General features: G+C 60.6%; 11 protein-coding genes. 5 read left to right on the top strand and 6 right to left on the bottom strand.

Annotation, left to right across the window (positions count from 1 at the left end; translation table 11 throughout):
• Positions 1 to 3 precede the first annotated feature (3 nt).
• Positions 4 to 378: a DUF6124 family protein gene (locus QMK55_RS11135; protein ID WP_102357773.1), complete on the top strand. Its 375-nt coding sequence runs from the start codon at positions 4 to 6 to the stop codon at positions 376 to 378.
• Between the two features lie 198 nt (positions 379 to 576).
• Here QMK55_RS11135 and QMK55_RS11130 read toward each other — a convergent pair whose 3' ends face one another.
• Positions 577 to 1,245, bottom strand: a complete 669-nt coding sequence (locus QMK55_RS11130; RefSeq protein WP_320329179.1) for a polysaccharide lyase family 7 protein — start codon at positions 1,243 to 1,245, stop codon at positions 577 to 579.
• Between the two features lie 335 nt (positions 1,246 to 1,580).
• On the opposite strand from QMK55_RS11130, the gene QMK55_RS11125 reads away from it, so the two are divergent.
• From QMK55_RS11125 to QMK55_RS11115, 3 genes are read left to right on the top strand one after another with little or no spacing between them, the layout of a single operon-like run.
• The gene (locus QMK55_RS11125) at positions 1,581 to 3,704 is read left to right on the top strand and encodes a putative bifunctional diguanylate cyclase/phosphodiesterase (RefSeq protein WP_320329178.1); all 2,124 of its coding nucleotides are present in this window, start codon (positions 1,581 to 1,583) and stop codon (positions 3,702 to 3,704) included.
• 43 nt (positions 3,705 to 3,747) lie between these two features.
• The gene (locus QMK55_RS11120) at positions 3,748 to 4,239 is read left to right on the top strand and encodes a M48 family metallopeptidase (RefSeq protein WP_003229006.1); all 492 of its coding nucleotides are present in this window, start codon (positions 3,748 to 3,750) and stop codon (positions 4,237 to 4,239) included.
• A 20-nt stretch (positions 4,240 to 4,259) separates the two neighbouring features.
• Positions 4,260 to 4,556, top strand: a complete 297-nt coding sequence (locus tag QMK55_RS11115; RefSeq protein WP_102357766.1) for a winged helix-turn-helix domain-containing protein — start codon at positions 4,260 to 4,262, stop codon at positions 4,554 to 4,556.
• 102 nt (positions 4,557 to 4,658) lie between these two features.
• On the opposite strand, the gene QMK55_RS11110 is transcribed toward QMK55_RS11115, so the two are convergent.
• Positions 4,659 to 5,111, bottom strand: coding sequence for a GNAT family N-acetyltransferase (locus tag QMK55_RS11110; protein ID WP_102357767.1), 453 nt, complete (start codon positions 5,109 to 5,111; stop codon positions 4,659 to 4,661).
• Positions 5,112 to 5,368: 257 nt separating this feature from the next.
• On the opposite strand from QMK55_RS11110, the gene QMK55_RS11105 reads away from it, so the two are divergent.
• A complete protein-coding gene (locus QMK55_RS11105) occupies positions 5,369 to 6,106 on the top strand; it encodes a substrate-binding periplasmic protein (RefSeq protein WP_102357769.1) in 738 nt (245 codons plus the stop codon).
• A gap of 895 nt (positions 6,107 to 7,001) precedes the next feature.
• On the opposite strand, the gene yccS is transcribed toward QMK55_RS11105, so the two are convergent.
• The 4 genes from yccS to mdtD all read right to left on the bottom strand — a co-directional run bounded on the left by yccS (position 7,002) and on the right by mdtD (position 13,851).
• Positions 7,002 to 9,194 (bottom strand): YccS family putative transporter, encoded by a 2,193-nt coding sequence (yccS, locus tag QMK55_RS11100; protein WP_102357715.1) that lies wholly within the window; start codon positions 9,192 to 9,194, stop codon positions 7,002 to 7,004.
• A 226-nt stretch (positions 9,195 to 9,420) separates the two neighbouring features.
• Positions 9,421 to 10,599, bottom strand: coding sequence for an NAD(P)/FAD-dependent oxidoreductase (locus tag QMK55_RS11095; protein ID WP_320329177.1), 1,179 nt, complete (start codon positions 10,597 to 10,599; stop codon positions 9,421 to 9,423).
• A gap of 159 nt (positions 10,600 to 10,758) precedes the next feature.
• Entirely contained in the window at positions 10,759 to 12,096 is a 1,338-nt protein-coding gene (gene dbpA / locus QMK55_RS11090; protein WP_256588215.1) for an ATP-dependent RNA helicase DbpA, read from the bottom strand.
• Positions 12,097 to 12,423: 327 nt separating this feature from the next.
• On the bottom strand, positions 12,424 to 13,851 hold the full coding sequence (gene mdtD / locus QMK55_RS11085) for a multidrug transporter subunit MdtD (RefSeq protein ID WP_320329176.1): 1,428 nt from the start codon (positions 13,849 to 13,851) through the stop codon (positions 12,424 to 12,426).
• Between the last annotated feature and the right edge of the window lie 138 nt (positions 13,852 to 13,989).

Genomic DNA, 13,989 nt, shown 5'->3' with positions numbered 1-13,989 from the left:
ACGATGATCAAGCCAACACCCAATCCCCCCGAGGCGGAATCTACGTCGCCCTACGAATCCCTCGACTCAAAAAAGCTCCACGACGCCGCCGAACGGGCGCTCGATCACTACCTCAAGCCGAACGCCGCCACTCTGAGGTTCCACAAACCCAGCACGATGTTCCAGGTCAGCCCGGGCATGGACAACGAAAGTCTGCTGGTTCATGCCTGTGAGTCGCTGGCCTCTGCGAGCATCATGACCAGTGACATTGCCGCTTATGTGGATACGCCGCAACGGCATACGATTCTGGCGATTCAGCAGATCATCATGCTGGCGGAGCTGGCGGTGAGTCGGGTGCTGGATAATGTGGAAGTCAGCCAATCCCCGGAACACCGCTGAACCTTTGTAGGAGTGAGCCTGCTCGCGATTGCGATCTGACATTCAGCATTGTTGGCGACTGATACGCCGTCATCGCGAGCAGGCTCACTCCTACAATTGGATCGTGTGCAGTCTGCAAGATATTGGTTGGTGGTCGGGACGCCATCGCTGGCAAGCCAGCTCCCACAGGGTTGTGGGTAGTTCTTCAGTTCGTCGATGTCACTTGTCGTGATCAATATCCAACTTGGTAAATGTCACCTGCCCACCCTCACTGGTATACCCGGTGTTGTCCTGCACATACACGCCGGCCTTGAAGTACAGCGGCTTGTTGCGCCAGGTCGCGCTGATTTGTGAATCCCACTGATAACCCGCCGCACTTACACCCAACGCGCCGCCGGGACTGAGGTGGATGAGGTAGTTGAATTCGTTGTCCAGTTTGATCCCGGTGGCGAGGGTGATGACGCGGCTTTCCTTGTCGTCGGGGTGCATGCGGACTTTGATCACCAGGTTGCCTGTCTGGGTTTTTTCCTTGTACTGGTATTCGAGCTTGACCATCGGGCGCTGGCTTTCATAGGCGTGGATCTGGCCGATGACGATCTTGCCCGAGCTGGGCACCTTGTTCACCGCGAGGGTTGCGCGCAGGGTGTTGTCGGCGTCCGGGTAGTACCAGTTGCGCAAGGTGCCGTTGCTGAAGGTTTCGCGCAGTTCGGTGCGCGGGTAAATGGCGTTTTCGGTTTTTGACCCGGTAACCGGCGACCAGAAAAACAACGTACCGGTATCGGAATGGAAGTACTGATCCTTGAAGCCATCCACCAGTTTGGAGGTTTCGACGGTGTACGGCGGACTGCCGACGGGAACGCTGAGGTTCCAGGTTGCGAGATCGATCATGTCGGTTCTTCCACTCAATTCATCCTGAACGCGAGTGCCAGAAGCTCTAGCCCGCGCCTTTTCGGGCGGCCTTTATAAGCGTAGAGGACTTTTTTGTTAACGCCCGTTTGGCAGATGATTGGCGTCAACATCCTGTCGAAATGCCATCTGTGCCGGTTTCCGGGGGCTGCAGGGGTGACCGTTAGTCGGTAAATCGTAGCTTTGGTTAAATGATGGCGGCGTGACAGCTTCTGCTTTCACAGATCCGGGACTAGAGTGATGGCTCAGTAACTGTACGGTTTTCACGAGAAACCGGCCGATATCCCGACAAGAGATGTCCCGACAAGAGAAGCAGCATGGAATGCGCGCAACCCCAGCCAGGTGAAGGCAGCTCTGTCCTTTTGATCGTTGACGATTACCCTGAAAACCTGATCAGCATGCGTGCGTTGTTGCAGCGTCAGGATTGGCTCGTCATGACCGCCGCCTCCGGTTTCGAGGCGCTCAGTCTTTTGCTCGAACACGATGTCGACCTGGTGCTGCTGGATGTGCAGATGCCGGGCATGGACGGCTTCGAAGTCGCGCGGCTGATGCGTGGCAGCCAGCGCACGCGCCTCACCCCGATTATTTTCCTCACCGCCAACGAGCAATCCCAGGACGCGGTGATCAAGGGCTATGCCAGCGGCGCGGTGGATTACCTGTTCAAGCCGTTCGACCCGCAGATTCTCAAGCCCAAGGTGCAGGCGCTGCTCGAACATCAGCGCAATCGCCGCGCCTTGCAACGCCTGACCCATGATCTGGAAGTCGCCCGCGCCTTCAATGCGTCGGTGCTGGATAACGCGGCCGAAGGGATTCTGGTGCTGGGCGAGGACGGTTTGATCCGCTTCGCCAATCCGGCGATTTCGCGCTTGCTCAATGCCCCGGTGAAGGAGCTTGAGGGCAAGGAATTTCTCGATTTCCTGCAGAAACCGCACATTCCCCTATGGGCCGACTCCGAGTTGTTTGCCGGTTATCGGCGCGGCGAAACCCTGCGTCTGCACGACGCGCTGTTGCGCACGGCGCCCGGCCAGCAAGTGCCGGTGGCGCTGTCTTGCGCGCCGTTGCCGGCGGTGCAGCAGGCGATGGTGGTGACGGTGCTGGACATGTCGGTGGTGCGTCACTTGCATCAGCAGTTGGAGTTTCAGGCGGTCACCGATCCGCTGACCGGTTTGCTCAACCGCCGTGGTTTCTATCAGACCGTGGAGAATCTGCTGCTGCGCGGTGAACGCAGCGACAGCAGTTGGGTGCTGTTGTACCTCGACCTCGATGGTTTCAAGCGGGTCAACGATTCCCTCGGTCACGATGCCGGCGACCGGGTGCTGCGCTGGGTCTCCGAGCAACTGAAGGCTTGCCTGCGGCCGTTCGACATTCTGGCGCGCATGGGTGGGGACGAGTTCACCGCGTTGCTCGATCTGGAGTTTCCCGAGCAGGCGGCGAAGATTGCCGAGAAGCTCATCGAGCGGGTGTCGATCTGTCAGCAGATCGAAGGGCTGGACATTGCCCTCGGCGCCAGTATCGGCATCGCCACCTATCCGGACTGCGGTTCGAACCTCGACGGATTGCTGCGTGCGTCCGACATCGCCATGTACGAAGCCAAGCGCGCCGGGCGGCAGCAATATCGCTTTTATGATCACGACATGAACGGTCGGGCACGCTCGCGCCTGATGCTCGAAGAAAGCGTGCGCGCGGCGATCGAAAATCGTGACTTCAATCTGGTGTATCAGCCGCAGGTGGCGATCGACAGCGGGCAGATCCGTGGCTTCGAGGCGCTGTTGCGCTGGCAGCATCCGAGTGTCGGCGATGTGCCGCCGGGGCTGTTTTTGCCATTGCTGGAAGAGGCACGGCTAATCAGCCGGCTCGGCAGCTGGATCTATCACCGTGGCGCCGGTCAGCGCAAAGCCTGGGAAACCCTGTTTGCCGAAGACCTGGTGCTCGGCGTGAGCCTGAGCAACACCCAGTTCGGCTTGCCCAACCTCGCCACCGAATTGCGTCAGGTGCTGGAGCGGCATGCCTTGCAGCCACGGCAATTGGAAGTCGAAATCACTGAAGAAGCGTTGATGCACAACCCCGATGAAACCCGTAAGCAGCTGCGCTTGCTGCGCAATCTTGGGGTGCGGGTGGCGCTGGACGATTTCGGTTCCGGGCCGTGTTCGCTGGCGCATCTGCGTGATCTTGAACTCGATACACTCAAGCTTGATCGGCACCTGATCGCGCGTCTGCCGGATTCGGCCCGGGATGCCTCGCTGGTGAGCACGGTGATCAGCCTGTGCAAACAGTACGGTTTGCTGGTGATCGCCGAAGGTGTGGAGACCATCGAGCAGTACCAATGGCTGCAGGCCCATGGTTGCGAATACGTGCAAGGCTTCCTGGTAGCGCGGCCGATGATGGCAGATGCTGCTGCAAGCTTTGCCGAGCCGTTTGACTGGAGCGCGCTGCCCGGTTGAATTCGCTACACTGGCGCTCTTTTCAAACCGTGTTGCCGTGTCCATGACTGCGTTGAAATACCTCCAGGCCTATCCCGCGCAATTGCAGGATCAGGTGCGCCAACTGATCGCCGAGCAGCGTCTGGGTGATTACCTGAGCCAACGCTATCCCGGGCGCCACGATGTGCAGAGCGACAAGGCGTTGTACAGCTACGCGCTGGACCTGAAGCAGGAATACCTGCGCAACGCCCCGGCCATCGACAAGGTGCTGTTCGACAACCGCCTCGACCTGACTCATCGAGCGCTGGGCCTGCACACCACGGTTTCGCGGGTGCAGGGCGGCAAGCTCAAGGCCAAGAAAGAGATTCGTATCGCTTCGCTGTTCAAGGAGGCGGCGCCCGAGTTTCTGAAGATGATCGTCGTGCATGAGCTGGCACACTTCAAAGAGTCGGATCACAACAAGGCTTTCTACAAATTGTGTGAACACATGCTGCCGGGGTATCACCAGGTCGAGTTCGACCTGCGGGTGTACCTGACGTGGCGGGATCTGCAATAGCCGCAACAAGGAGCGGGTGGATGGACGTCAGCAAGACCAAAAGCAGTTTCTACCGTCGCCTGTACGTGGCCTACCTGATCGACAGCGGCCTGGCTGCCAGCGTGCCGGCGCTGACCGAGGTCACCGGCATGCCGCGGCGCACGGCGCAGGACACCATCGCCGCATTGGCGGATCTGGATATTGTTTGTGAATTCGAGCAGGAAGAGGGCGCACGCAACCATGCCGGGCGCTATCGGATTCGCGAGTGGGGGGCGATTGATCGTGGGTGGATCGAGCGCAATTTGCGGCAGATCAAGGCTGTGCTGGAATATCCCTGAATCCTGCGGTGACTGAGCTGACGCCATCACTCCTACAGTAGATCGGGTTCCTTCAGATGGAATGCGATCAAATGTAGGAGTGAGCCTGCTCGCGATAGGGCCTCAGGAACGACGCATCCCTATGTGCAGAATGTCATCCTCGAGGTATTCCTCACCCGCCACGACAAACCCGTACTTGCCGTAATACCCCTGCAAATGCGCCTGCGCCGACAGATAGATCGGTACCTGCGGCCAATGCTTCTCGGCCTGTTTCAGTGCGTGTTCCATCATTGTGTGCCCCAGCCCTTTGCCACGCCCTTGCGGCGCGATGATCACGCGGCCTATGACCACGTCACCGCCCTGGGACTCGGGGTCGAGCAGGCGCAGATACGCCATCAGGTGATCATCTTCCCAGCCCATCAAGTGATGGGTGTCGCCGTCCAGATCCTGACCGTCGAGGTCCGGGTAGGCGCATTTCTGTTCGACCACGAACACCTCCGAGCGCAGCTTCAACAGTGCGTATAACTGCTCTTTACCCAGATCGCTGTGATGTTTGCAGATCCACTCGATTGTCATCTTCCGGCTCCTTGAACGCTGTCGTCCGATACTAAGCGCACAGGCTTTGGATGTCTGTATGGCGTAAGAGTCTGTGACAAAGGTCAAAATGCCATCATTCCTTTCTCGCGACGGCGCCGGCTTTGTGTAATCTGCTGGTAAGCGCTGTGCACTGGCTTCAATGAGCTACTGTTAGGGCCTGGGTTTCGCCGGTAAGGGGTCTTGGGGTTTTGACTGGAAAACACGCTGGGCAAGCTGCCCGCTAAGGATTTTCAAGCATGCCGCGACTGCATCGAGCCTTTGCTTTGATCGGATTGCTCTTGCTGGCCCAAACCGCCGCAGCGGACAAGCTGCGACTGGTGTTTGATATCTGGCCGCCCTTTACCGATGACACGCTGGTCAACGGCGGCCTGGCTACGGATATTGTCAGCACGGCGCTGGCTCGGGCCGGCTACGCCAGTGACTATGAGCAGGTGCCGTGGGCGCGGGCACTGCTGGGGGTTGGCGAAGGGCGTTACGACGTGCTGGTCAACGCCTGGTACAACGACGAGCGCACAAAGCTCGGCCAGTTCTCCGGCGAATACCTGCTCAACCGCATCCGCTTTCTCAAGCGCAAAGACACGCCGCTGGACTACAGCAGCCTGGAGCAACTGCACACGTATCCGGTCGCGGTGGTGCGCGGTTATGCCTATTCGCAGGCGTTCGATGCCGACACCGCGCTGCAGAAAGTCCCTGTGCATAACTTCGCCATGGCCGTGCGCATGCTCGCGGCGGATCGGGTCAAATTGACGCTGGAAGATGAATACGTCGCGCGGTATTACCTGACGCGCGAATCACCCAAGGTGCGCAACGCCGTGGAGTTCCTGCCCAAGCCGCTGAGCGAGAACAGTCTGCATATTCTGGTGAGCCTGAAGAATCCCGAGCATGAGCAGATTGTGGCGGGGTTTGACAAAGCGATTGCGGCGATGAAGGCGGATGGCAGTTATGACCGGTTGATGCGGCAGCATGGGATGTAGGAGCTGATCCGCAAACTGCTGTGTGGCTGATGGCCCTTTCGCGAGCAAGCCCGCTCCCACCTTTGGAGTGCGTTCCTCTGGGGGGACATGGGATGTTGGGGCTGATCTGAAAATTGTTGTGTGGCTGATGGCCCCTTCGCGAGCAAGCCCGCTCCCACCTTTGGAGTGCGTTCCTCTGGGGGGACATGGGATGTTGGGGCTGATCTGAAAATTGTTGTGTGGCTGGTGGCCCTTTCGCGAGCAAGCCCGCTCCCACCTTTGGAGTGCGTTCCCCTGTGGGGGCATGGGATGTTGGGGGTGATCTGAAAATTGTTGTGTGGCTGATGGCCCTTTCGCGAGCAAGCCCGCTCCCACCTTTGGAGTGCGTTCCCCTGTGGGGGCATGGGATGTTGGGGGTGATCTGAAAATTGTTGTGTGGCTGATGGCCCCTTCGCGAGCAAGCCCGCTCCCACCTTTGGAGTGCGTTCCTCTGGGGGGACATGGGATGTTGGGGCTGATCTGAAAATTGTTGTGTGGCTGGTGGCCCTTTCGCGAGCAAGCCCGCTCCCACCTTTGGAGTGCGTTCCCCTGTGGGGGCATGGGATGTTGGGGGTGATCTGAAAATTGTTGTGTGGCTGATGGCCCTTTCGCGAGCAAGCCCGCTCCCACCTTTGGAGTGCGTTCCCCTGTGGGGGCATGGGATGTTGGGGGTGATCTGAAAATTGTTGTGTGGCTGATGGCCCTTTCGCGAGCAAGCCCGCTCCCACCTTTGGAGTGCGTTCCTCTGGGGGGACATGGGATGTTGGGGGTGATCTGAAAATTGTTGTGTGGCTGGTGGCCCTTTCGCGAGCAAGCCCGCTCCCACCTTTGGAATGCGTTCCCCTGTGGGAGCGGGCTTGCTCGCGAAGGCGTCCTTTCAGCCAGCGCTAACCTCGCTGGTGTCCTTGATCAAGTGTGCCGCCAACGTACGCAACGGCCCCAGCTGCCGGCAGATCAGCGCCAGTTGTGTCTGCACCAGACGCTGTCCCTCATCGATCTCGTCGGCCATCTGCTCCAGCTCATTGGCCAGTGCTTCCTCTTCGTCGCTCTGAATCGCTATCGGCTGCTTGTTCGCCAGGCCTTGGGCGATTTCGTCGATGCTCGCGGCCAGTTTCACCCCGGCGCCGTCGATCAGCTGTTCACGAACCTCCGCGGGTAGTTGCGTCTCGCGGTGCGCGCCCAGCCCGGACAGGTAACTGAGCAGGGTGTGCGAGAGCACCAGGAAGCGGAAACCGACATCCGCTTCCTTACGGAAATGCCCCGGCTCCATCAGCATGTTCGCCAGCGTGGTCGACAGGGCTGCGTCGGCGTTGTGCGCGTTGCGCCGGGCCAGGCGATAGGCGAGGTCGTCGCTCTTGCCGGCGGCGTATTGCTGCATGATCTGACGCAGGTAGATGCTGTTGCAGGTCAGGGTGCTGGCCAGCACCTTGTTCAGGCGCCGCCCCTGCCAATCCGGCAGGAACAGGAACACCGTAAGGCCGGCGATCAGGCTGCCGAGCAAGGTATCGAACAGGCGCGGCAGGAACAGCCCGTAGCCATCGCCGATCTGGTTGAAGCAGAACAGCACCATGATCGTGATCGCCGCCGTCGCCACGGTGTAACGCGTGGTGCGGTTGGTAAAGAACACCACCCCGGCAGCGATCGCGAAGCACGACTGCACCAGCGGGCTGGGGAACAGATCGAACAGCGCCCACGCCACGGTCAGACCGATGGCCGTGCCGAGAATCCGCTGACCGAGTTTGCGCCGGGTTGCGCCGTAGTTCGGCTGGCAGACGAACAGCGTGGTGAGGATGATCCAGTAACCTTGCGAGGGGTGAATCAAATGCACCATGCCGTAGCCGATGCTCAACGCCAACGGCAGACGCAGGGCGTGGCGGAACAGCAGAGACGTCGGCGTCAGTTGGGTGCGCAGGCGAATCCACACGTCTTTGAGGTTGCGCGGCGAGCGGTCGAGCAGGCTGCTGTCGGTGGCGTCCGCCAGGGCATCCGGGTTGCTCGCATCGCTGAGCAAGCGGTCGAGGGTGCCGAGGTTGGCTGCCAGTGCGCGCAGCGAACGCAGGAGGCCGCGCCACGCCGGGTTGCTCTGGATGCGCAGGTGTTCGAGGGAGGCGTCGAGGTCGCTCAATGCTTCGGCAAAACTGGCGTCGTAAATGAACGGCTGGCGCATCTGGATCGATTCGGCCAGCGCCCGGCAGGCCTTGCCTTGTTGACGCAGCAAGCGCTGGCAGCGAAACAGCACGTCGCTGTGAAAGAACGCGTCGGCCAGTGCGTTGTATGGATAGTGTGAAGAGCTGGCGCGTTCGTGGATGTCCTGAGCGAGGAAGTACAGCTTCAGATAACGGCTGACTTTCGAACCCGGGCGCCCGTTGCCGACCCGGTGCAGAATGATTTCCTTGGCACTGTTCAGCGCCGCCACTACCCGACCGTTCTGCTGTGCCAGTTCCAGCCGCCGCGCTTCGACATCCAGTTGGCGGATCGGCTCGAACAGCGAGGCTTTGAGTTTCAGGTAGAAGCCCAGTTCGCGGAACAGTCGCGCCAGACTTTGTTGCACCGGCTGGTTGGAAAACATCGCCTGCCACAGCACTGACAGCAAGCCGTACCACGCGGCACCGGCCACCAGCAGCATCGGTTCGTGCCAGAAATCGGTGACCGCGCCGCCGCGCTGATCAACGCCGATCATGGTGTACACCGACAGAATCAACGTCGCCGAAGCAATCGCGCCGTAACGCTCGCCGAGTGCGCCGAGCATGGTCAGACCGAAGCTGGCCAAGGCCAGGGCGATGGCAAACACGATGGGGTAGGGAAACAGCAGTTCCACCGACAGTGCGGCGATACTGAAACACACCAGTGTTACCGCCAGTGCGTTAAGGCGGCCCTGCCAACTGTCGTCGGTCTCGGCCAGGGCGCTGGCGATAATGCCCAGGAACAACGGGATCAGCAGGCCCATTTCATCCTGATACCAACACAGCGCCATGCTGCCGGTCAGGGCGATGAACACCCGTACGCTGTAGCTGAATTTATCCAGCGCCCACAGGCGCCGCAAAGACTGACGAAACGAGGTCGAGGACATGAAGTGCGAAGGCCTTCCGAGGCGATGCCGCTAAATTGAGCCAGTAATGACGCCGACGCAATGGCGCCGATCACATCTGACAGCAAAAAGTGTTCCTTACTGCATCACGCTTAACAACTGTGGGAGGGGGCTTGCTCCCGAAAGCGGGGTGTCATTCAACATTAATGTCGACTGATCCACCGCATTCGCGAGCAAGCCCGCTCCCACAGTTTTGATTTGTGTTGGATCAGACGTACTGGGCGGCCGCGTAACCGGAGGCCCAGGCCCACTGGAAGTTGAAGCCGCCCAGATGCCCGGTGACGTCGAGCACTTCGCCGACAAAATACAGCCCCGGGCTTTTCAGCGATTCCATGGTCTTGGACGACACTTCGCGGGTATCGACGCCACCGAGGGTGACTTCGGCAGTGCGGTAACCTTCAGTCCCCGCCGGCACGACTTTCCAGCTGCCCAGCTTGTCGGCGATCTGCGCCAGTTCGGCATGGGTGTACTGCTTCATCGGTTTGGAGACGAACCAGTTGTCCGCCAGCAGGTTGGCCATCTTCTTGGTAAAGATCTCGCCGAGCAGGGTTTTCAGTTCGCTGTTCGGGCGTTCGGCCACTTGCTGTTGCAGCCATGCGGTTGTGTCGTGGTCTGGCAGCAGGTTGATCTCCACGGTGTCGCCCGGTTCCCAGAACGACGAGATCTGCAGAATCGCCGGGCCGCTGAGGCCCCGGTGAGTGAACAGAATGTTCTCGCGAAAGCTCTGGTCGTTGCAGCTGACCAGGCAATCCACCGACGTCCCGGACAGCTCGGTGCACAGTTCCTTGAGCTGATCGGTGATGGTGAACGGCACCAGGCCCGCGCGGGTCGGCAGCAATTCATGGCCGAACTGCCTGGCCACCTGATAGCCGAAACCGGTGGCGCCCAGTGTCGGGATCGACAGCCCGCCAGTGGCGATCACCAACGACTGGCACTGGAGTTGGCCGAGGGTGGTGTCGAGCAGGTAACCGTTTTCGACCTTTTCGATGGTCTGGATCGAGGTGTCCAGGTGCAGCTCGACGCCGACCTGATCGCACTCCTCGAGCAGCATGCCGAGGATGTCGCTGGATTTGTTATCGCAGAACAACTGGCCGAGTTTTTTCTCGTGGTACGGCACGCCGTGCTTGCCGACCATGCCGATGAAGTCCCATTGGGTGTAGCGCGCCAGTGCGGATTTGCAGAAATGCGGGTTGTGCGAGAGGAAATTGCCCGGCTCGGTGTACATATTGGTGAAATTGCAGCGGCCGCCACCGGACATCAGGATTTTCTTGCCGGCCTTGTTTGCATGATCGAGCAGCAACACTTCACGCCCACGCCCGGCGGCGGTCAGTGCACACATCAACCCTGCGGCGCCAGCGCCAATGATCACGACTTCGGTAGAGCGCAAAACGGTGTCCTCACAAAGAATTCAAAATTCACCGAAGACCAATGTGGGAGCGGGCTTGCTCGCGAAAGCGGTATGTCAGTCAACATTGATGTTGTCTGACACCCCCTCTTCGCGAGCAAGCCCGCTCCCACATTTGATCTCTGTCGGGCAGCAGATCAGTTACAAAACACGCACGCGCAGCGAACGACCCTTGATCTTGCCGTTGTTCAAACGCTGCAGCGCCTGCATGACCACGGTGCGTTCAACCGCCACATACGACTGGAAGTCGAAGATCGCGATCTTGCCGACCTGGGCGCCCGGGATGCCGGCATCGCCAGTCAGTGCGCCGAGGATGTCGCCCGGACGCACTTTGTCCTTGCGCCCGCCGGCGATGCACAGCGTGCTCATCGGTGGCTGCAGCGGGGCGCCGCCCTGGGACTTGAGGTTGTCCACCTGATCCCAGTTCAGCGGGGCTTTCTGCAGCTGCTCGATGGCTTGCGCGCGATGGGCTTCGGACGGTGCGACGAGGCTGACCGCGATGCCTTTCTCGCCGGCGCGACCGGTACGGCCAACGCGGTGAATGTGGATTTCCGAATCGCGGGCCAGCTCGACGTTGATCACCATGTCCAGCGCATCGATGTCCAGGCCACGGGCGGCGACGTCGGTGGCGACCAGCACCGAAGTACTGCGGTTGGCGAACATCGCCAGCACCTGATCGCGGTCACGCTGTTCCAGATCGCCATGCAGGCCGACGGCGGAAATGCCTTTGGAGGTCAGGTGATCGACGGTTTCCTGCACCTGCTGCTTGGTGAAGCAGAAGGCGACGCAGGAAGCCGGGCGGAAGTGGTGCAGGACTTTGGTCACTGCGCTCATGCGTTCTTCCGGGGAAATTTCGTAGAAGCGCTGTTCGATCTGCGTGTCGTCGTGGAACGCTTCGGCTTTCACCGTTTGCGGGTCACGCATGAATTTCGACGCCAGCTGCTTGATGCCCACCGGGTAAGTGGCAGAGAACAACAGAGTCTGACGACGCTCCGGGGTCTTGACGATGATGTCTTCGATGGCGTCGTAGAAACCCATGTCGAGCATGCGGTCGGCTTCGTCGAGGATCAGCGTGTTCAGGCCGTCGAGCACCAGCGAACCCTTGCGCAGGTGTTGCTGAATGCGCCCCGGGGTGCCGACGATGATGTGCGCGCCGTGCTCCAGCGAAGCGATCTGTGGGCCGAACGACACGCCGCCGCACAGGGTCAGGACCTTGATGTTGTCTTCGGCACGGGCCAGACGACGGATTTCCTTGGCGACCTGGTCGGCCAGCTCACGGGTCGGGCAGATCACCAGCGCCTGGCAACCGAAGTAGCGCGGGTTGATCGGGTTCAGCAGGCCGATGCCGAACGCGGCGGTCTTGCCACTGCCGGTCTTGGCCTGGGCGATCAGGTCCATCCCCTTGAGGATCACCGGCAAGCTCTGCGCCTGGATCGGCGTCATCTGGGCATAACCGAGGGATTCGAGGTTAGCCAGCATGGCGGCGGACAGCGGCAGAGTATTAAAAGCGGTGGCGATGGTGGTCACGGGACTGGCCTGCAAAACAAAATGTCGCGCAGTGTAGCAGCCCCGTGCCACTTTCCTCGAAAGTTCTGGACGAACAGCGACTAAAACCAGAAGTGAAGGACTCACCTGTGGCGAGGGGATTTATCCCCGATGGGGTGCGCAGCACCCCCCTATACCTGCCACCTCGGTACATCAGACCGATCGCATCCAACCTTCTTGGGGCTGCTGCGCACCCCATCGGGGATTTATCCCCTCACCACAAACGCCCCTTACCACAGAGCCATTCTGCAAAAGTTGTAATTAATGTTCGATGTGTTCTTCCGGGCGTTTCGCGCGGCGGCCGTCCTCTTTCGACAGTTGCGAGAAAATCGTCGCGGCGAGCATCGCCATGATCCCGACGGTGACGAACGTCAGTTGGAACGCGCCCAGCACGGTTTCCACGCCATCATTGCCGATTTCCGCGGTAAAGCCGCCGAGCAACGCACCGGCGCAGGCCACCCCCAGGCTCAACGACAACTGCGCCACCACCGACAGCAGGCTGTTGCCGCTGCTGGCGCTGGCGTCGTCGAGGTCGATCAGGGTCACGGTGTTCATCGCGGTGAATTGCAGCGAATTGATCGCCCCCAGAATCGCCAGCAGGCACAGCAGCAACCAGTACGGCGTCTGCTCGCTGACCAGGCCCATGCTTGCCAGCATGATCCCCAGCGCGAGGGTATTGCCGGTGAGCACGATGCGGTAGCCGAGGCGCTCGATCAGCGGGCGTGCCATCCACTTGGCAAACATCGCCGCAGCGGCCAGCGGCAGCATGCTCATCCCCGCCTGGGACGGCGAATATCCTAGCGCCACTTGCAGCAGCAATGGCACCAGAAACGGCAGTGCACCACTGCCCAGACGGGCGAACAGGTTGCCGAGAATGCCGACGGCAAAGGTGCGGGTCTTGAACAGCGACGGGGCGAACAGCGGATTTTCGACGTGCCCGGCGCGCAGCCAGTACGCCGCCAGACAGGCCAGGCCGCCGAACAGCAGCAACATCACCCGCAGGTGCGGCAGGTGCAGTTCGCCAAGGCCTTCCATGGCGATGGTGATCAGGATCATCGCCGCGCCAAACAACAGGAAGCCGAGGCTGTCGAAGCGCGTGCGCTCAGTGCCGCGCAGGTCGGGGATGAACTTCCACACCGCGTAGCAGCCGAGGACGCCCACTGGCAGGTTGATCAGGAAGATCCAGTGCCATGTCAGGTATTGCACCATCCAGCCGCCCATGGTCGGACCGATCAACGGGCCGAGCAGGCCGGGGATGGTGATGAAACCCATGATCCGCACCAGCTCCGATCGCGGGTAGGCGCGCAGCACCACCAGGCGTCCGACCGGTAGCATCAGCGCACCGCCCAGGCCCTGAATCACCCGCGCGCCGACCAGCATGCTCAGGGTGCTGGACAAGGCGCAGAGCAGTGAGCCGAAACTGAACAGCAGGATCGCGCCGAAGAAGATCTTCTTGGTCCCGAAGCGGTCGGCGATCCAGCCCGAGGCCGGAATCAGCAACGCCACGGTGAGCATGTAGGCGATGACCACGCCTTGCATGCGCAACGGGTCTTCGGCCAGATCCCGGGCCATGGCCGGCAGGGCGGTGTTGAGGATGGTCCCGTCGAGGGATTGCATGAAGAAAGCGATGGCGACGACCCACGGCAACCAGCGGGCGGTGATGGCGTCGAGAGGCGGGCGGTTGGGCATGGAACCTCTTGTGGTTAATGCACAGGCTTTTGGTGGGAGCGGGCTTGCTCGCGAATGCGGTGAATCAGTCGATGTTGTTGGTGACTGACACGACGCCTTCGCGAGCAAGCCCGCTCCCACAGTAGATCTCCAGTGTTC

The organism is Pseudomonas sp. P8_229 (assembly GCF_034008635.1).
Lineage (GTDB): Bacteria > Pseudomonadota > Gammaproteobacteria > Pseudomonadales > Pseudomonadaceae > Aquipseudomonas.
Note: the sequence above shows the minus strand (reverse complement) of the source record. Positions and strands in the feature narration are given on the sequence as shown.